14 protein-coding genes are annotated in these 17,435 nt (G+C 64.5%); 1 reads left to right on the top strand and 13 read right to left on the bottom strand.

The window, feature by feature from the left end; translation table 11 throughout:
• Positions 1-72 precede the first annotated feature (72 nt).
• The 4 genes from B0919_RS17410 to mnmA form a co-directional block, all read right to left on the bottom strand.
• On the bottom strand, positions 73-1,713 hold the full coding sequence (locus B0919_RS17410) for a S8 family serine peptidase (RefSeq protein WP_176133106.1): 1,641 nt from the start codon (positions 1,711-1,713) through the stop codon (positions 73-75).
• Positions 1,714-1,921: 208 nt separating this feature from the next.
• Positions 1,922-2,494 (bottom strand): hypothetical protein, encoded by a 573-nt coding sequence (locus B0919_RS17405; protein WP_078013558.1) that lies wholly within the window; start codon positions 2,492-2,494, stop codon positions 1,922-1,924.
• A gap of 208 nt (positions 2,495-2,702) precedes the next feature.
• Positions 2,703-3,404 (bottom strand): hypothetical protein, encoded by a 702-nt coding sequence (locus B0919_RS17400; RefSeq protein ID WP_078013557.1) that lies wholly within the window; start codon positions 3,402-3,404, stop codon positions 2,703-2,705.
• 18 nt (positions 3,405-3,422) lie between these two features.
• Positions 3,423-4,604, bottom strand: coding sequence for a tRNA 2-thiouridine(34) synthase MnmA (gene mnmA / locus B0919_RS17395; RefSeq protein ID WP_139362209.1), 1,182 nt, complete (start codon positions 4,602-4,604; stop codon positions 3,423-3,425).
• 184 nt (positions 4,605-4,788) lie between these two features.
• Here mnmA and B0919_RS17390 point away from each other — a divergent pair, with 184 nt between their 5' ends.
• Positions 4,789-5,412 (top strand): hypothetical protein, encoded by a 624-nt coding sequence (locus B0919_RS17390; RefSeq protein ID WP_176133105.1) that lies wholly within the window; start codon positions 4,789-4,791, stop codon positions 5,410-5,412.
• A gap of 81 nt (positions 5,413-5,493) precedes the next feature.
• Here the strand turns inward: B0919_RS17390 and B0919_RS17385 are convergent, their stop codons facing one another.
• The 9 genes from B0919_RS17385 to B0919_RS17345 form a co-directional block, all read right to left on the bottom strand.
• On the bottom strand, positions 5,494-6,336 hold the full coding sequence (locus B0919_RS17385; RefSeq protein ID WP_078013555.1) for a maleylpyruvate isomerase N-terminal domain-containing protein: 843 nt from the start codon (positions 6,334-6,336) through the stop codon (positions 5,494-5,496).
• Between the two features lie 109 nt (positions 6,337-6,445).
• On the bottom strand, positions 6,446-7,105 hold the full coding sequence (trmB, locus tag B0919_RS17380; RefSeq protein ID WP_078013554.1) for a tRNA (guanosine(46)-N7)-methyltransferase TrmB: 660 nt from the start codon (positions 7,103-7,105) through the stop codon (positions 6,446-6,448).
• A 141-nt stretch (positions 7,106-7,246) separates the two neighbouring features.
• Positions 7,247-8,572, bottom strand: a complete 1,326-nt coding sequence (locus tag B0919_RS17375) for a bifunctional folylpolyglutamate synthase/dihydrofolate synthase (protein WP_078013553.1) — start codon at positions 8,570-8,572, stop codon at positions 7,247-7,249.
• A 96-nt stretch (positions 8,573-8,668) separates the two neighbouring features.
• Positions 8,669-9,586: a hypothetical protein gene (locus B0919_RS17370; RefSeq protein WP_078013552.1), complete on the bottom strand. Its 918-nt coding sequence runs from the start codon at positions 9,584-9,586 to the stop codon at positions 8,669-8,671.
• Between the two features lie 145 nt (positions 9,587-9,731).
• The gene (locus B0919_RS17365; protein ID WP_078013551.1) at positions 9,732-10,145 is read right to left on the bottom strand and encodes an ExbD/TolR family protein; all 414 of its coding nucleotides are present in this window, start codon (positions 10,143-10,145) and stop codon (positions 9,732-9,734) included.
• Between the two features lie 127 nt (positions 10,146-10,272).
• Positions 10,273-10,974: a MotA/TolQ/ExbB proton channel family protein gene (locus B0919_RS17360; RefSeq protein ID WP_078013550.1), complete on the bottom strand. Its 702-nt coding sequence runs from the start codon at positions 10,972-10,974 to the stop codon at positions 10,273-10,275.
• Between the two features lies 1 nt (position 10,975).
• Complete coding sequence (locus B0919_RS17355; RefSeq protein ID WP_078013549.1) at positions 10,976-12,136, bottom strand: SPOR domain-containing protein; 1,161 nt, start codon at positions 12,134-12,136, stop codon at positions 10,976-10,978.
• Between the two features lie 103 nt (positions 12,137-12,239).
• Positions 12,240-13,949, bottom strand: a complete 1,710-nt coding sequence (locus tag B0919_RS17350; protein ID WP_139362208.1) for a hypothetical protein — start codon at positions 13,947-13,949, stop codon at positions 12,240-12,242.
• Between the two features lie 110 nt (positions 13,950-14,059).
• On the bottom strand, positions 14,060-17,287 hold the full coding sequence (locus B0919_RS17345) for a tetratricopeptide repeat protein (RefSeq protein ID WP_078013547.1): 3,228 nt from the start codon (positions 17,285-17,287) through the stop codon (positions 14,060-14,062).
• Positions 17,288-17,435 lie beyond the last annotated feature (148 nt).

Raw genomic sequence — 17,435 nt, 5'->3', positions numbered from 1 at the left:
ATGCTTGAATGGTTCTGCAATACGGCTTCAAGTTAACCAATATTTTTAGCAAACCAAAATAATTAGCAAAGCTCATTCCCGTACAAACCGCACCGTCCGCGCGGCATCGGCACCGGCCTGTACGGTGCAGGTGTACACCCCGGCAGGCCCGTTGGCGAGGCGCAGCGGTACCTGCGCGCCGGTGGCCGGGGCCAGCGTCTGCTCGCTTACCAGCGCGCCGCGGCTGTTGCGGATGCTCACGCGCAGCGGCCGGCGCCGGAAGGATTCGGGCAGATACAGCGTGAAATCGGCGCCGGTCGGGTTAGGAAAGATGCGCAGCTCGTCGGCGGCGTGGCGGGCGCTGGCCGCGGCGAGCGGGGTGCTGGGGTTAGCCAGGTTGTAGGCCTGCACGAAGTTGGGCACGCCGTAACCGAGCAGGTTATCGGGGTTGGCGGCCTGGGTGCCGCTGCGCTGCAGCACCTGCAGCACCTGCTGGGCCGTGAGCGTGGGGTTGGCCTGCCAGAAGCCCGTAGCCATGCCCGCCAGGATGGGACAAGCGTAGGAAGTGCCGTTGCCGCGGATTACCCCGTTGCCAGGCGTCAGGCCGGCAGCCTGCACCCCCATGGCGGCCAGGTTGGGCTTGATGCGGCCGTCGGCGGTGGGCCCCACCGAGCTGAAGAAACCCAGGTTGCGCAAGGAGTCCACAGCACCCACGGTCATGATGGAGTCCGCGTCGGCCGGCGCACCGATGTAGCGCCAGCCGTTGGCCCCGTCGTTGCCGGATGAATTGACGACCAGGATGCCCACGCGCGCGGCCATGGTGGCGGCTCGGCTGGCAATGGCGGTACGGCCGTTCAGCTCGGCGTAGGTATGCCCGGCCGAGGGTTGGTCAAAAGTGGTGTAGCCCAGCGAGGAGCTGATGACGTCGACGCCTACCGAATCGGCGTATTCCGCGGCCATAAGCCAGTTGGCTTCCTCGATGGGGTGCTCCGAGCGCACGTCCTCGGTGATGCACAGGTGGTAGCTGGCCTTGGGCGCCGTTCCGATAAAGAAGCCCGCCTGGTTGGCCGCCAGCGTGGAGAGGGTCAGCGTGCCGTGGCTGTCCTTCTCGAAGACGGTGCGGTCCTTATCCACAAAGTCGAAGGTGCTCAGCAGGCGTCCCTCCTGCCGCAACGACTCAAACGCCTGCATCTGGTCGACGCCCGGAAAGCCCGCGTCGAACACGGCTACCTGCAGCCCCTCGCCGCGGTAGCCCGCATTGTGCATGGCCACAGCCCCGATGAGGTCAGCTTGCTTGAAGGCTTCGCCGTAGGGCGTGGTGCGGGCCGCCACGTTGGGCAGCTGCGCCCAGGTTTTGTTCAGGTTCCGCGGGCGGGTGTTCACGCCGCGGTTGAGCGTGGTGGCGGCCTGCACGAAGGGCAACGCCTGCAAGCGGCCGAGCGCGGCCGAGTCGCACTCCACCACGGCGGCGTTGAACCAGCGCGAGGTATAAAGCAGACGCACGCCGCTGGTGTTGCGCACCTGGGTGGCGTAGGTGGGCGTGACGGGCAAGTCGCGCGGGAGCACGGCAATGCCCTGCCGCTGCCGCCGCTGCACGGCCCGGGCGGAGAGGAACGCCTGGGGCTGGGCCACGCTGTAAGGCGTGCCGGTTTTGTCGCGGAAGTACACCAAATGCCGCCGGACCTGAGCCGTTTGGGCCTGCCCGGCGTGGGGCGCCGCGGTCATTAAGCCCATCAGCAATAGTCCAAGGGAAAGAATACGCATGAAAAAAGTACTAAAGAAAGGACTCGACAAGATACAGAATTGGGCCGGCCGCCCCAAGGTGCGCGTCCTGAGCCAAAGCCAGGTCACGCCCCGGCATTCGGGTGCCTGAAAAACGGCCGCCCACCGGGCCTGAGCGGCAACCGGTGGGCGGCAGGGCAAGCTTCTGCACAACGCAGTTTCAGGGCACCAGGGTTTCCACGTGCTCCTTGCCGGAGCAGATAATGACGGCGGCGCTGGTACTGCAGTAATTATAGTAGATTGCCTCGCGCAGCACGGGCCCCACGCCCCTGGCGTACACCTGCCGCAGCGTGTGCCAATACGCGTTAAACAGCGGATCGTCGCCTTCGTCGAAGGTGGTGACGGTGTTGGCGTACGTTCGGCCACCGGCGCTGAGGCTGCCGCCCACTTCCTGGTACCGGCGGTTCAGGTCGTTCGGCGCGTTGTGGCTGTCAAACGCGTTCTTGTTCCACTCCTGCCCGTCGCGCACGGGGTACAGCAGCTCCACGGTGCGCAGGTTGCTGCGCGTGAGCAGCAAGTATTGCGGGGCGACGGTCAGCGTCTGCGCGCTATCCACGCGCCAGGCCTCGGCCGCAGTAGCCCGCCTGGCCCGCACCACTTTGTACGTCATGGCGCCGGCCGCGTCGCGGTAGGCTTCCGTGATTTGCTCCCGCAGCTGCGAAGTCGTGGTGCTCACTACCCGGTTGTTCAGCCACACCTTGTCTTCCACGTTGAAGATTCGCTCGTCGCCCACGGCTATCGGGTAAAAATCCCGGCCAGGGTCTGCTGGAGCTTCGCCGGCATGCTCGCAGCCAGTTAGTACGATTATGATAGTGCAGAGCGCGGCCAGGGCTGGCAGAGGTAAACGACGAAGCATAGACTACGCTAAAGCGAAAACAAAACATCCCGACCGGGGCGCGGCGGCCTCCGGTCGGGATGCAAGTAACGAAGCTGGGCGCGGGCTATTGCACCAGGGTTTCGCGGTGCTCGGTGCCGGTCACCACGTAGTTCACCCCCACGTTGCAGGTGCGCGCATCCTGGCAGTAGTTGAGCTTGCGCACCTCACGCAGCACCGGGCCCACGCCCTTGGCGTACACCCGGCGCTGCACGTCGAGGTAAATGGCGTTGTCCTGGATTTCGTCGTAGGTGGTCACGGTATTGTCGTAGCTACGGCCGCCGCTGGTGAAGGCGCTGCCCACTTCCTGGTACCGGCGGTTGATGGCCACGATGGTATCCCGGTCGTTGAACGCGTTCTTGTTCCACTCTTCACCGTCGCGCACCGGAAAGACCAGCTCCACGGTGCGCAGGTTGCTGCGCGTGAGCAGCAGGTTGCGCGAGTTCACCGTCAGGGTTTGCACGCTGTCGGCCCGCCAAGCACCGGTGGCCGTGGCGCGCGAGGAGCGCACCACCTTATAGGTGAGCGTGCCGGCCGCGTCGCGATAGGCCTCGGTGATTTGCTCCCGCAACTGCGACGGCGTGGTGCTGACTACTTGCCCGTTGCGCCAGACTTTGTCCTCCACGTTGAAGATGCGCTCATCCCCGACGGCAATCGGGTAGTAGTCCTTGCCCAGTTCAGCGGGGGCTTCCGTGGTGTTGTCACAGGCAGCCAAGCTCACCAGCAGGGGCAGCAGCCCGGCACTCAGCGCTACTAAACGACGCAGCATACAATAACACATCAGAACCTAAACAGAAACCTTGGCGGCCCCTACCACCGGCAGCGGCACGGGCGCGGCCAGCGACGCCGGGCTACGCTCGATCCAGCCGCCGCCCAGCACGTCCTGACCGTCGTAAAATACGGCGGCCTGGCCCGGGGCAATGGCGTGTACGGGGTCGGGGAAGTAAACGTACATTTTTCCGTCCTTTTGCTCCAGGAACGAGGCCGCGCCGGCGTGGTTGTAGCGCACCTTGGTGAAAGCCGGCACCAGGCCGCGGCCTTCCAGCGAGGCGTACTTGCCCAGGTTCAAGCGGCCCAGTACGGTGGCGGTGCGGGCCAGCTCGTCGAGGTTGCCGAGCACCACTTCGTTGGTTTCGGGCCGGATTTCGACCACATAGGCCGGGTAACCGAGCGTCACGCCCAGGCCCTTGCGCTGCCCAATGGTGTAGAACGGATAGCCCTCGTGGGTGCCGACCACGGTACCGTCGGTCAGCACGAACTTGCCGCCGGCCACGCGCTCCTCCAGGCCCTCGACGCGGCGCTTGAGGAAGCCGCGGTAGTCGTTGTCGGGGATAAAGCAGATTTCGTAGCTCTCGGACTTGTTCACCAGCTCCATAAAACCGCGGTCGGCGGCCATTTGGCGGATTTCCGATTTGCGCAGCTTGCCCAGCGGGAAGATGGTGCGCGCCAGGCTTTCCTGCGACACGCCCCACAGCGCGTACGATTGGTCCTTGCTTTCGTCGAGGCCCTTGCTGATGACGTAGCGGCCGTTTTCCTCGCGCACCTGGGCGTAGTGGCCGGTGGCAATGTACTGGCAGCCGAGCTGATCGGCGCGGCGCAGCAGCGCGTCCCATTTGATGTGGGTGTTGCAGAGCACGCACGGGTTGGGCGTGCGGCCGGCGAGGTATTCGTCCACGAAATCATCAATGACGTGGTCCCCGAATTCGTTGCGGATGTCGATGATGTAGTGCGGGAAGCCGAGCTGCACGGCCACGTTGCGGGCGTCGTTGATCGAGTCGAGCGAGCAGCAGCCGGTTTCTTTTTTGGACCCGCCCACCGAGGCGTAGTCCCAGGTTTTCATGGTCATGCCGACCACTTCGTAGCCCTGTTCGTGCAGCATCACGGCTGCCACGGAAGAGTCGATACCGCCGCTCATCGCGACGAGGACGCGGCCTTTCGAACCGGCGTCGGGGGTAGTTTGTGCGTTCATATGTTGGCGCCCGGGAGGTCAAAGTTCCCGGCCGAATGGCAAAGGTAACACCCAAAGGCCGCCCGAGGTTTCCTACCTTCGCGGCGGTGAAATGGTGAGGGGGTGATGCGGTGGGTTTTATATGCACCGACACCAGAACCAGACTCGCCATTTCACCATTACACCACCTCACCTTTTCCCGACTTTGGCTCTTCTGACTTCCGTTATTGTCCGCGGCATCAACAATCTTTCCGATGCCCGGTACTGCGCCGGCATGGGCGCCGATTACCTCACGTTTCGCCTCGACCCCAGCCTACCCGGGGCCGTGACGCCCGAGCTGGTGCAGGAGCTGAGCAGCTGGGTAGCGGGCGTACAGCTGGTCGGGGAGTTTGGCACGCTACCGGCCGAGCAGATCAGCCAGCTGGCCCAGCAGTGCGGCCTGCACGCGGTGCTGCTGCACGGCTTCCGGCGCGCCGAGGACATGGCCGAGCTGACGGTGCCGGCCATGGTGCTGGTCGACTGGATTCCGGACATGCTGCCCGAAGACGTGGACCGGCGCTTTCAGCTGATGGCCCCGCACGTGAGCGGCTTCGTGTTCAGCGAGCTGCCCCCGCAGCCGCTCTCCGATATGCAGATGGCCCGCCTGTCGGAGCAAGCCCGCTCCTATCCTATTTGGCTGGCACCGGGCTTTGCCAACGCCGGCCTGCGCCAGCTGCTCACGGACGTAGCCCCCAACGGCCTCGTACTGGAAGGCGGCGACGAAATCCGCCCCGGCGTACGCGACTTCAGCGAAATGGAGGCCGTTTTCGAAGAAATCGAAGTCGACTAACGACGGCATAGCAGCAAAAGCAAGCAGGCCGGGCTACCCAAAGCCCGGCCTGCTTGCTTTATTACACCTGGGTGCGCCTGTTCAGACCATGACGGCCACCAGGTCCAGGATCTTTTCGGCCAGCCACTGTTCGCCCTCTACCTGCACGTGCCGGTTGGCTGTAGCGGCATCCAGCTCGTTGCTGAAGAGCTGCCAGGCCACGGCCCCGCCGATGGTGACGGTGGCATCGGGTGTGGCGCGCTCGGAGGTCAGCTCCCAGTGGTCGGCGCGGCGGCGCAGCTGCCACTCGGCAGCGGCGAGGCCCTGCACGCGCACGCGCAGCTGCGTGCCTTCCGGGGCCAGCACCGTGCGGTAGTGGTGCGGCAGCGCGCGCATGGACGTTTGCAGGTACGGTTCGTAGAGTGCCGGCGTCAGCAGCTCATCCGTACCCCGGCCTACGGCGTGGCGGATCTGCTGCTGGTGGTGCCACTTTTCGGTGTACTCGCGGGCCACGTGAAACCAGTTCGGCGACTCTTCCTCGCCGGCCCAGGCCACCGCAAACGCCGCCGGCGCCCACGGGTCGAGGGTAGCCAGAAAGGCCGTATACTCCCGCCCGGACAGCTCCAGCAACCACAGGACCACGGCCGGACTCAGGCGGCGCATGGCCGTGAGCCAGTCGGCGTTGAGCTGGTTCAGAAACTCTACCAGCCCTGCGTAACCGCTCCCCTCGGCCAGGGTGGGCTGCACGCCGAAGTAGCCGTCGCGCAGCATGGAGAGGGTACGCAGGTTGCCATCGAGCAAGTGCAGGGCCACGTCCATTACCTTCCAGCGCGGGGCCAGCGTCTGCCGCTCCCACTCCTCCGGCGCGAGCGTGCGCAGAAAATTCAGCAGGTGCCGGTCGAGTTCGGCGAACAAGGGCAAGGTAACGATGGGCGGCTGGCGCATAGAGCTCGGTAAAAAGTGGCAGGCAACGCGTGACCGGTTACCAGTAAGGCGACACAACGAAACAACGGCACGTGGAGCAGCAACCCGCTCTTGTTACCTGTCGCGCCGCTTACTCAAACGAGAAGTGCAGGTATTTGATGGGCACGCCCAGCTCGCGGTACCTCCGCTCGTAGGTCGTCTGAATATCGTACGCGTGGGGCAGCAACCCGGTGGTCTGGTACAGGTCCTTGGTGAAGACGAGGTTGGGTGCCTGGCGCTCCTGTAGCAGCGCCAGGGTATAGTCAAAGAGCAGCTCTGAATCGGTTTTGAGGTGAACCAGCCCACCGGGCCTCAAAATCTGGCGGTACAGCTCTTGGAAACGCGGGGCGGTGAGGCGGCGCTTGGTGTCGCCCAGGCGCGGGCGCGGGTCGGGGAAGGTAATCCAGATTTCGTCCAGCTCGCCGGGGCCGAAATGGTCCAGCAACATTTCGGCCTGCATGCGCAGGAAGCCCACGTTGGTCAGCCCTTTTTCTTCGGCCAGCCTGCTGCCGCGGTACATCCGCTCGCCCTTGATGTCGAGGCCCAGGAAGTTGCGCTCGGGGTAGCGCTCGGCCATGCCCACGGTGTATTCCCCCTTGCCGCAGCCGATTTCGAGGGTGATGGGATGGTCATTCTGGAAAAAGTCGGCCGCCCAACGGCCGCTCAACGCGCCAAAGGTTTCCTTACCGGGTTCAACAATGTCGGCGCGCTGAGCATTTTCCGCGAAGCGCTTAAGCTTGATTCGACCCATGCGGGGTGAAGGGGTATGATGAAGGAAATGAGTAAAGCCCGGATGGAACGGACTGCCGGCGGATAAGCACAGCTTCGTGTAGGTGGCCCAGGGGTAACCTAGCGCGTCTCACCGCTGCTTAAGCCAAGCTGCCGCATCTGCTTATTCATCCGCAGCCGTCAGTGGTTGGTATAGGTCGGGCACTTCGGCCACCACGAAGGTGCTGCCGCCGACGAAGATGACATCCTCGGGCGCGGCCTGCCGCCGCGCTTCAGCCAGTGCCCCGGCCACCGAGCCGCACACGGGGCCACGCAAGCCGTGGGTTTCCGCCTGGGCGGCCAAGTCAGCGGCCGGCAGGGCCCGCGGGATGCTGGCCGCGCAAAAATAGTACGTAGCCTCGGTGGGCAGCAGGCGCAGCACCTTACCCAGGTCTTTGTCGGCTACCATGCCCAGCACCACGTGCAGCCGCTTACGCGGCACCCGCGCCAGCTGCTGGAGTACCAGCCGAATGCCGGCTTCGTTGTGGCCCGTGTCGCAGACAGTGAGCGGAGCCTGTCCGATAATCTGCCAGCGGCCGCGCAGGCCGGTGAGGCGTTGCACCTCGCGCAGGCCGGTGCGCAGGTGCTCGTCCGTGATGTCAAAGCCTTGCGCGCGCAGCTGCTCCACGGTGGCCAGCACGCCCGGCAGGTTCAGTCGCTGGTAATCGCCCACGAGGCCCAGCTCCACTTCATCCAGCCACAGTTGCCCGTCGCGGTGGATGCGCACGTGCTGGCGGGCCCCGACGGGATTGTCGCGCAGCAGCTCTACCTGGTAGCGCGCGTCGGCAAAGGTGAGCGGGGCGTGCTGCCGGGCCGCTACGTCGGTGAACACGTCCGCCACCTCGGTCTGCGTCTGGCTGACGACGGCGGGCACGCCGGGCTTGATAATGCCGGCTTTTTCGCCCGCAATCAGCGGCAGCGTGTCGCCCAGGATGGCCTGGTGGTCGTAGCTGATGTTGGTGATGAGCGAAACCAGCGGCGTGATGATGTTGGTGGAATCCAACCGTCCGCCCAGCCCCACTTCAATCACGGCCACGTCCACTTGCTCGGCAGCAAAGTAATCAAAGCACAGCGCCACGCACATCTCGAAAAACGACGGCTGGTGCTGCTCGATAAAGCCGCGCCAGCGCGCTACCCACGCCACCAGATATTCCGGGGCTAGCTCCTGCCCGTTCAGCCGAATGCGCTCCGTGAAGTCGCGCAGGTGCGGTGAGGTGTAGAGGCCCGTGCGGTAGCCGGCGCTTTGCAGCACAGCCGCCAGCAGGTGCGAGCTGCTGCCCTTGCCGTTGGTGCCCGCCACGTGCACGCTGCGAAACCGCTGCTCGGGGTGTCCGAGGGCTTCGGCCAGGCGCTGAATGCCCTCCAGCCCGTTTTTGAAGCCCGCGGCCCCTACCCGCTGAAACATGGGCAACTGGGCGTAGAGGAACTGCAGGGTTTCGTTGTAGGTCATGGCGGACGGCAAAATCAGGGTACAAAAAAACGCCGCCGGCCGGAGAATTCCGACCAGCGGCGGGTGCTTTTCGCGCGGGCAGGCGCCGTGGTGCCCTTACTCCACCTTGAAGCGGAAGGTAAAAAAGCCCGTGGCGGCGCCGGCTTCGGGCTTGAGCTTGCGCACGCTGAGCTGCTCGTTGAGCACGTCGCGGCAGATGCGCACCTGCTCGGCCGACATGTTGCCGCCGACTTTCTCGATGGATTCCACGTCGCCGTCGGAGTTGATTTTGATCTTGAAGCGTAGGTAGCCGTTTTGGTTGTCGACCAGCTCCGCCTTGGGACGGTTGGTGAAGGCCCAGCCCCCGCCCGCGAATCCGTCGCCGTCGCCGCCACCCGAGCCGCCGCCGCTGCCGGGGTCGCCGGAGTAGGCCTTGCCGGTGTAGGTACCGCGCGGGTCGCCTTTGTCGCCCACGGTGCCGGGGTTGTCGCCGTTGTTGTTGCCAGCGGGGTTGTTGCTGGTGCCGTTCACGCCGTTGCCGCCGGTGTTAGCCGTGGCGCCGCGGGGTGTGAAGATGGCGCGCTGGTTTACCTTGGGCTTTTCGGGCTCGGGCTCTTTCACCGGCTCTCGCGTGGGCTCCTCGCGGGGCCGCGGCGTGGGTTTTTCCACCGGTGGAATCTTCACGTCGTTTTCTTCCGCTTCGCTGGTTACCACCTTTTCCTGCACGTCTTCGGGGGGCGTGGGCGGCGTCGGGGTGCTGGCTTGCTGCGGCTCCGGGTCGGGCTGCTGGGCCGGCGGCTTGGAGTCTTCGCGGTTCGGCGACTCGTTGGCCTGGGCCGAGGTCTGCACGTCGCCGTCGCCGACCTGGTCCACGCCGTAGTTCAGCTCCACCCCGCCGCCGTCGCCCATTTCGGCAATGCTGTCGGGCGGGTTCTTGAACACGATCAAAAGAAACAGCAATGCCAGCAGCCCGTGCAGCAGCAAGGTGCCAATCAGGGCTTCGCGGCGGTGTTCGTGGCGAAATTCAGTAGCCATGAGCAGCTATGAATGAAATGGAAGTAACGGAGAGAGTAGCAGAGCGGCACCGGCAGCATCCGCTGTAAACAACGCGCCCCGGTGCGTCTGGGGTTCAGCTCACCGGGGCAAGTGTCGGGCCAACCGGCCGCGGCGCAGACGTCAATCAGCCCTTGCCGCCGGATTGCTCGGCTGCGGTGGCCATGACCATTTTAATTTTCAGCCGGTTGCCGATTTCGAGGATGTCCACCAGCTTCTGCACGTTCAGCGACTTGTCGACGCGCAGCACGGCGGTGGGGCTTTCCAGCCCCTGCACGCGGCGGCCCAGCTCGGCTTCCAGCTGCTCGGCCGTGACGGGCTGCCGGTCGATGAAGTACTGCCCGGCGGCATCTACCGACACGGTGATGGGCTGCTTCATGGCCTGCTTGCCCGAGCGGGCGTTAGGCAGCATGAGCTTGATGACGTTGGGATTCACCATGGTCGAGACAATGAGGAAGAACAGCATCAGGAAGAACATGATGTCGTTCATCGAGCTGGTCTCGACGTGGGAAGAAAGCTTACGGCGGCGACTGAGGTCCACGGCGTTTTGAGAGTTAATGAGGTAGGGAGTTTAGAGTTTATGAGTTGTTCTTTTCTGCTTTTGCGAGGGCAAGAAACGAGAACGATGTACTCATAAACTTCTCAACTCTCAAACTCCTAAACTGATTCTAGTTGTCCTGCAGAATGTCCATGAACTCGATGGCCGAGTTTTCCATGCGGAACACCAGACGCTCCACCATGATGCTGAGCCAGTGGTAGCCGATGTGGGCAATCATGCCGACAATCAGGCCCGCGGCCGAAGTCACCATCTTGGTGTACAGACCGCCCGAAATCTGGGCGATGCCGAAGTCGCCGGTCGAGGCAATGGCGTAGAAGATGTTGATTACGCCGACGATGGTGCCCACAAAGCCGAGCATCGGGGCAATGCCGGCGATGATGCCGAGGATGCTGATGTTCTTCTCGAGGCGGGCAATTTCCACCTTGCCCACGTTCTCTACGCTGGTTTCGATGTCCTTCAGCGGCTGACCGATGCGGCGGATGCCCTTCTCGATCATGCGGGCCAGCGGCGAGGCCGTCTGGGCCGACAGCAGCTTGGCGCCCTGCAGGTCGCCTTTCACCATCAGGTTCCGAATCTGGTTCATGAACCCGTCGGGCAGGGCCGCGGCCTTGCGGATGGTGATGTAGCGCTCCACCATGATGTAGACGGAAATCAGCGACAGCGCAAAAATCGGAATCATGATCCAGCCCCCTTTGAGGATCAGGTCGATTACCGAGATGGAGGAAGGTTGGGCGGCGGCCGTTGCGGCGGCCTGGGTGGCGGTGGAGTCGGCGGTGACTACAGCTGTTTGCAGCAGCAGGGTTGCGAGCATGCTAATAAGGGTAAACCTGGATTTCGTTGCCGAACTGCTTGCGCAGGCCCGGCAGGCTGCGTTGGGCCGACGCTTTGTCGGCAAAGTCCGCAACGGCTACACGGTACTTTCTGGTATTGACCACGCCGCGGTGGCCCCAGCGCGGCATCAGGATTTTGGCCGCGGTGCCCTTGTTGGCGTAGTTGCGCTGCACCTGCTCGGCCCCGTCGATTTTGTCGAAGGTCGCCTTAACGATGTACCAGCGGTTGGTTACGCCCGTGACTCTGGAGCCGGCCGCCGCGGGTGCGGCCGCGGTTTTGCCTTCTACAGCCGCCTTGGTGGCTGCCGCCACTGACGCGGCGGCCGTGGCCGGGGTTGCAGCTACTTTCTTAGGGGCCGCGGCCGCTACGCGTACCGACTTGGCTTCGGCGGCGGGGGCAGCGGCGGGCTTGCTGATTTCCGGGGCGGCTTCGGGCGCGCCGTCGGGCACTACTTCTTCCGTCCAGGGCTGGCCGGCGAGGTTGGCTGCCTGGGGCTGTACACGGGCAGGGCCAGCCGTGGTGCCTTCGGCAGCGGGCCACCACCAGCCGGCCGGCCAGCGGTCCAGGTTGTGCCACACCTGCAGGTTGGCGGCCACGATCAGGCCGAAGATGCTCAGGCCCAGCACCCCATTGACCACGCGGCGCATGGTACGGCTGCGGGCCGGCGCCAGCGCGGGCTGGGGCGCTTGGTGGCTGCGCTCCCGGGCCAGCAGGGCGTCGGTGGCGCGCACGGGGCGCGAGGTCAGCTCGGGTAGGCCAAAGCTGGCGGGCAGCAGGTTCTGGTGACCAGTGTACTCAAAATCGAGGCCGCGGCCGGCGGCCTGGCGAAACACCCCAATACCCGGCAGCTCCGTGCGGTGCTGCTCCTCCAGCTCCTGCTGCATGCGCTGCACCGCGTCGCGCACTTGCTGGCGGGCGGTGCCCGGCGTCACGCTCAGTGCGCGGCTGATGGCGTCCACCAGCAGGCCGTCGTTGCGGGTCAGGGCCTGGTTGAAGGCGACGCGCTTGGCAGGCGGGGCCAACGTGTGGCGCACCGGGTGCAAGCGGGCCGGTTCGTAGTCCGCAATCAGGCCGCCAAAGTCAGGGATGATGACGCAGTCGTGGTCCCGGAGCAGGTGCTGGATGTGGTCAGTGAGCTGCAATGCAGTGAGATGGTGAAATGGTGAAATGGTGAGTGGCAAGATGGTGAAACAGTGACTGATGCGTAAACATCAACCTCACCATTTCACCATCTCACCAATTCGCCTAAAACTGGTAACCCACGCCGGCCAATACGTTGATGCCCTTCGACGGATAGTTGAGGAATCGTTCGTATTTGCGGCCCAGCAGGTTGTTGCCCAAAACAAAGAAACTCAGATTTTCCGAAAAGCGGTAATCCGCGCGCAGGTTCAGGTCGATGACGGCGTCGGTGGGGCGCACTACTTCGGAGAAGGAAACGGGCAGCGTGGCGCTGCGCCGCAGCACCGAGCCGTAGCTGGAGCTGAGCACGTACAGCTCACCGCCGAGCATGAGCTTGTCGTACATGTTGTACGAAGCAAAGAATACGCCCTGGAAGTTGGGCCGGTGGTAAGGCTTCTGCAGGCTGTGCACCTTGTAGCCATTGTAGTCCAGCTTGGTGCCGATGCGCAGCTTCTCGGCGGCGTTATAAATCACCTCGCCGTGCACGTTCACGAATTGCGTCGACTTCTGGTCGTACACCAGGTCGTACTTGGTGGAGTCGCGGCGCGAGAGGTTGTAGAAGTACAGGTTTCGGTCGTTAGCCAGCGTCACCTTCACTGAAGTCTGCAGGGCGCGTACCGGCGTGGCGTTGAAGCCAAAGAACACCGTGGGGCCGCGGCGCGTATCGGCCACGCGCTGGTTGGGAGCCAGCCAGGCGTTTTCCTGGGTCAGGTCGTAGAGCGTGGTGCGCTGCAGGCCGCCGCCGAGGCCGCCGAAGAGCACAAACTTGTCTTCCACCACGGCGTAGCCCAGGCGAATGGCCGGAAACACGGTTACTTGCTTGGCGTTGTTGACCGTGTCGCCGGTGTAGCCCAGGGTGGCGCCCACGGCCACGTCGAGGCGGCCAGCAATGTTCTGCTCGTACTGGGCCGTGGCCTGCACGAAGGGGCGGCTCACCTCAAAAGCGGAGTCCTTCTGCGAGATAAACGACAGGTCGCCGTCGATGCGCACGCGGCCTTTTTCGGTGACGTAGTAGGCCGTGCGCAGCTGGGCGTACAGGTCAGATTCCGTGGCCTGGTAGTGGTCTTTCCAGTAGCGGTAGCCGGCGGCCAGGTCGTACTGAAACTTGGCGTCCCGGTCGCGGTTGCGGATAAACGCCTGCGCGTCGGCCCGGAAGAAGGTCTGCTTGATGCTGTCGGCCGTGGGTTTGGGCTCGGTCTGCGGGCTGTAGCCGTAGAAGTTGGCCCGGTCGCGGCCCAGGTTGACCTTGGCGCCCAGCGTCATGGCGCCGCGGTACAGCTCCCCATTAACGCCCAGGCGGCTCTGGCTTACCGAGGAGTTCTTGCCATCCACGGGCCCGCGGGCCGAGGACAGGTGCCGCAGATCCAGCCCGAAGCTGTGGTCTTCGTTGCGGGTGGTGTGGGCGTGGGCCTCCCCGAAGAGCGAGGCGTAGTTGCCCACCCCGAGGCGGGCGTAGTTGCCCTGCAAGGGAGCCAGCTCTTCCTGCTTGATGGTCAGCACCCGCACCGTGGGGTTCAGGTTCTGGCTGGGCAGGCGGAAGTCCGGGAAGGTGTAGCGCACCGCGCGGTCGGCCTTGGGCGGCGGGGCCAGCTGCACCTTGTCGTAGTTGCGGGCGGCTTCGGGCAATTGGTTTTCGCGCTCCTTCACCACTTCCACTTCGGCTTCCTCGATGGTGCCGCGCGGGCGGTTGGGCTTGGGCGTTTGGGCGAAGGCGGGCACGGCCGCGGCGCTCAGCAGAGCGGCCAGGGCCAGGCGTTGGGGAGAACTAACGCTCATGTACGGGCTTATGGCTGGTGCGCTGCTGGCTTGCATCGTTGCTGGAACTTAGAACCAGCAGCACACTAAACTTCAAGTGGTTATTACTACAGAAACGACCTCGCTCCCACCTATTCCTCCGCCGGCACTTCCGGCTGCGGCGCGGCCGAGTTGGTGGTGTCCGCCGGGGCCGTGGGGGCCGTCAGCGACTGGCGCGTGGTTTTGCCGGCGGCCGGCGTTTTGGCCGGGGCCTTGGTCGCGCCGGGCTTGGTGGTAGCAGGCGTGGTCGTCTTGCCCTTGCCGGGGGCAGTCGCCGGGCTGGGCGCGGGCGTGCTGCTGTCGAGAGCAGCGAGCTTGCGCTTGGCTTCCTCCAGGATTTCGGCCACCGGGAATTTGTTGTCGATGATGGAGCTGAGCGTGGCCTTGGCCTGGAACACCTCGCCCTGGTCGCGGTACACGTCGGCGATGAGCAGGAAGGCGCGGCCCAGCCAGAGGTCAAACTGGTTGAAGTCCGAGTTCAGGCGGAAGGCCGCGTCCAGGGCCGGCTCGTACTTCTTCTGCTGGTAGAGCGCGTCGGCCAGCAGGTACTGGGCCTCCGCCCCGTTCACGTCGATGGTCTTGGCCGACTCGGTCAGCGCCGGAATGGCCGCGTCGAGGTTGCCGGCTTTGTAGTCGGCCTTGCCCACGTACAGGCGGGCGGCGCTGATGATAACCGGCGTGGCGCTGCCCTCGGTCACGATTTCCGAGGCCACACGCTTGGCGTCGGCGTAGTTAGCGGCTTCGTAGAGGCTGCGCGTCAGGCCCAGGCCCGCGGTGGCACGCTCGCGGGCCACGCGGGTGGTCTGCCGCCACCGGTCGTAGTACTTGGCGGCTTCCGGGTAGTTCTTGTTTTCGAACTCCAGATCGGCCACGCGGCTCACGGCGCGGTTCACATACTCGCTCTTGTTTTCCTCTACCACGGCGCGCAGGCGCGGCAGCGCGTCCTGCTTGCGACCGGTCTTCAGGTAAGAGTCGGCCAGGAAGAAGCGGGCGTCGGCGGCCAGGGTGCTGGCGTTGTGCTCCTTGAGGTAGCTTTCCAGGCGCGGAATGGCCTGCGGGTACTTCTCGGCCAGGTACAAGGACTTGGCGGCCTCAAACTCCACGCTCTCCACCGACTTGTCGTTGGGGTTGGTGGCTTTGTACTGGGCCAGGTACTGGTCGAATTCCTCCGACTTGCCGGCCGCGGCCAGGCTTTCCTGCAGAGCCGAAATGGCGTTGGTGGCCGACTTGGTGCGCGGAAACTGCTGCAGCACCTGCTTGAAGTCGTCGGCGGCCTTGTCGTGCTGCTGCAGGTTCTGGTACGAGGTGCCGCGCTTGAGCAAGGCCGAGGCAATCAGCGGGGAATTCGGCCGGTTGGCAATCAGGCGCGAGAAGCCTTCGATGGCCGGCTGGTAGTTGCCGCTTTCGTAGTCGAGATTGGCCTGCTGGTACACCGCGTCGTCGGCGTAGCGCGAGTTGGGCGAGGTGCGCAGCAGCGTCTGCAGGGTCTTGGCGGCTTCGTCGCGGCGGCCCATCAGGCCCAGCGTGAGGCTCTTCTGGTAGTAGGCAAAGTCCTTGTCGGCCGCGTTGGCGTTGATGACTTTGTCGTAGAGGTCCAGGGCCTGCTGGTAGTTTTTGTTGACGTAGTACGTGTCCGCGAGGCGCAGCGTCACGTCGTAGTAGTTCGGGTCCGACGCGGGCTTGGCCACCGGGTCGGCCAGGTACTGCTGGAAGAACGGACGGGCCTGGTCGTACTTCTTGGTGTTGTAGTACGCGTAGCCCAGGCCGTAGCGGGCTTTCTGGTCGTAGTCGGTGTCGGCGGCGGCCCCGTCGCGGGCGGTGCGCAGGGCGGCGGTGTAGCTGCTGATGGCCTGCGGGTACTCCTGCCCGATGCTGTACACCTCGCCGCGCAGCACCTCGGCCCCGGCCCGGATGGCGTCGTCCTGCGGGTACTTCAGGCTTTTCTCCAGCAAGGGCAAGGCCTGCTGGTACTGGCCGCCGTTGTAGAGCGTGGCGGCCTGGTAGTAGGCCACGCGCTGATAGGTCGCGTTCAGCTTCGGCGTACGCTCGTCGAGGGCATCGAGGTAGCGCAGGGCGCGGGCGTAGTCGGTGGTGCTCAGGTAGGCGTCGGAGAGCAGGTCGTCGGCGGCCGCGCGGTTCTTGGAGCGCGGGTACTTCTTGCCGAACTCCTCCAGGGCCGTGATGGCGTCGGGGGTGTTGCCCAGCTCGTAGCTCACCTGCGCGTACTTCAGGGCGGCGTTTTCGGCCACCTGCTTGTCGAAGGTGAGCTTGCGGGCCGCGTCGAAGGAGTTCAGGGCGAGCTGCTTCGAGTTGGTTTGCAGGTAGCTCAGGCCGAGGTGGTAGGCCGCGTTTTGCCCCAGCGAGTCACGGCCGGCGGCCACGCCCTTAAAGGAGTTGATGGCCCCCTTGAAGTCGCCCTGCTTGAAGTTGGCGTAGCCGATTTTGTAGCTCACCATCGGCTCGATTTTCTTCCGCCCGTTGGCGTACTTGTCGAAGTACTCGGCCGCTTTGGCCCAGTCCTGCTTCTGGTAGAAGGCGTCGCCCACCAGCAGCTGAATCTCGTCGGCCGACTGCGGCGGGGGCGTCTGGGCCAGCACCTTGGTGCCGTAGCTGATCAGCCCGTCGAAGTTGCCCTCCTTGTAAAGGATCTGGCTCATGATGGCCGGCACCACGGGGCGGTAGGCGTCGTTCTGCTCGGCCACTTCCAGGTCCTTGCGGGCCCCGGCGTAGTCGCCCTGGCGGTAGGCCAGGTAGCCGGCGTAGTAGCTGCTGGCGTAGCGGTACTGGTGGGTGCCCTGCTTGTTGCGGTCGAAGATGAGCTTGGCCTTGTCGAATTCCTTGAGCGAAAAGTGGCTGTAGGCCTGCTTGAACTCGGCCTCGGCACGCTGCTCCTCGGTCAGGTTGTCGGGGGCCACGCGGGAGAAGTACCCGACGGCGTTTTTGTAGTCCTTCTTGTCGAAGTAAAACTTGCCCAGCTCGAAGTAGGCCGACGAGGCCTTGGGGTGAGCCGGGTTGTTTTCGGCAAAGGCGAGGATGCGCCCCTCCGAGTCGGGGTGAAACAGGTAGAGGCCGGTGACGGCCACGTAGTATTCCGCGTCGGCGGTACGGTCGCGCAGTTCGCCGGTGCGGCGGGGCACGGCCTCAAGGTATTGCTGGAAGGCGTTTTGGGCGGCGCCGTACTGGCCGCGGTCGAAGAGCTCCAGGCCCTCGAAGTAGTAGCGTTCCTCGTTGGTGAATTTCTGGGTATGCTGGGCTTGCAGGGCCAGCGGCGTCGCGGCGCTGAGCGAGGCCGCCAGCGCCAGGCGGGGCAGTAACTTCATTGGCGGTGCGTTGCGGGAAAGCCGGGCCTGGGTGGGACCGGGTCTGGTCAAAAGTAGGGAAAAATGCCCGCGGGTTGCGGGCTTTTGGCTGCTTTCAACGTGGATTAGGGGAAATGTGGTGTGCAGAGCGGCGCGGCTAGAGTGGTTT

Origin of the sequence: Hymenobacter sp. CRA2 (assembly GCF_002007105.1) — a bacterium.
Taxonomy (GTDB): domain Bacteria; phylum Bacteroidota; class Bacteroidia; order Cytophagales; family Hymenobacteraceae; genus Solirubrum.
The sequence above is the reverse complement of the archived record's forward strand: the minus strand, read 5'-3'. Positions and strand labels throughout refer to the sequence as shown.

Excerpts from the sequence above, each read along its gene's own strand:
- B0919_RS17410 (WP_176133106.1), bottom strand. The coding sequence starts at position 1,713 with ATGGGCTTAATGACCGCGGCGCCCCACGCCGGGCAGGCCCAAACGGCT.
- B0919_RS17400 (WP_078013557.1), bottom strand. The coding sequence starts at position 3,404 with ATGCTGCGTCGTTTAGTAGCGCTGAGTGCCGGGCTGCTGCCCCTGCTG.
- mnmA (WP_139362209.1), bottom strand. The coding sequence starts at position 4,604 with ATGAACGCACAAACTACCCCCGACGCCGGTTCGAAAGGCCGCGTCCTC.
- B0919_RS17385 (WP_078013555.1), bottom strand. The coding sequence starts at position 6,336 with ATGCGCCAGCCGCCCATCGTTACCTTGCCCTTGTTCGCCGAACTCGAC.
- trmB (WP_078013554.1), bottom strand. The coding sequence starts at position 7,105 with ATGGGTCGAATCAAGCTTAAGCGCTTCGCGGAAAATGCTCAGCGCGCC.
- B0919_RS17375 (WP_078013553.1), bottom strand. The coding sequence starts at position 8,572 with ATGACCTACAACGAAACCCTGCAGTTCCTCTACGCCCAGTTGCCCATG.
- B0919_RS17370 (WP_078013552.1), bottom strand. The coding sequence starts at position 9,586 with ATGGCTACTGAATTTCGCCACGAACACCGCCGCGAAGCCCTGATTGGC.
- B0919_RS17360 (WP_078013550.1), bottom strand. The coding sequence starts at position 10,974 with ATGCTCGCAACCCTGCTGCTGCAAACAGCTGTAGTCACCGCCGACTCC.
- B0919_RS17350 (WP_139362208.1), bottom strand. The coding sequence starts at position 13,949 with ATGAGCGTTAGTTCTCCCCAACGCCTGGCCCTGGCCGCTCTGCTGAGC.
- B0919_RS17345 (WP_078013547.1), bottom strand. The coding sequence starts at position 17,287 with ATGAAGTTACTGCCCCGCCTGGCGCTGGCGGCCTCGCTCAGCGCCGCG.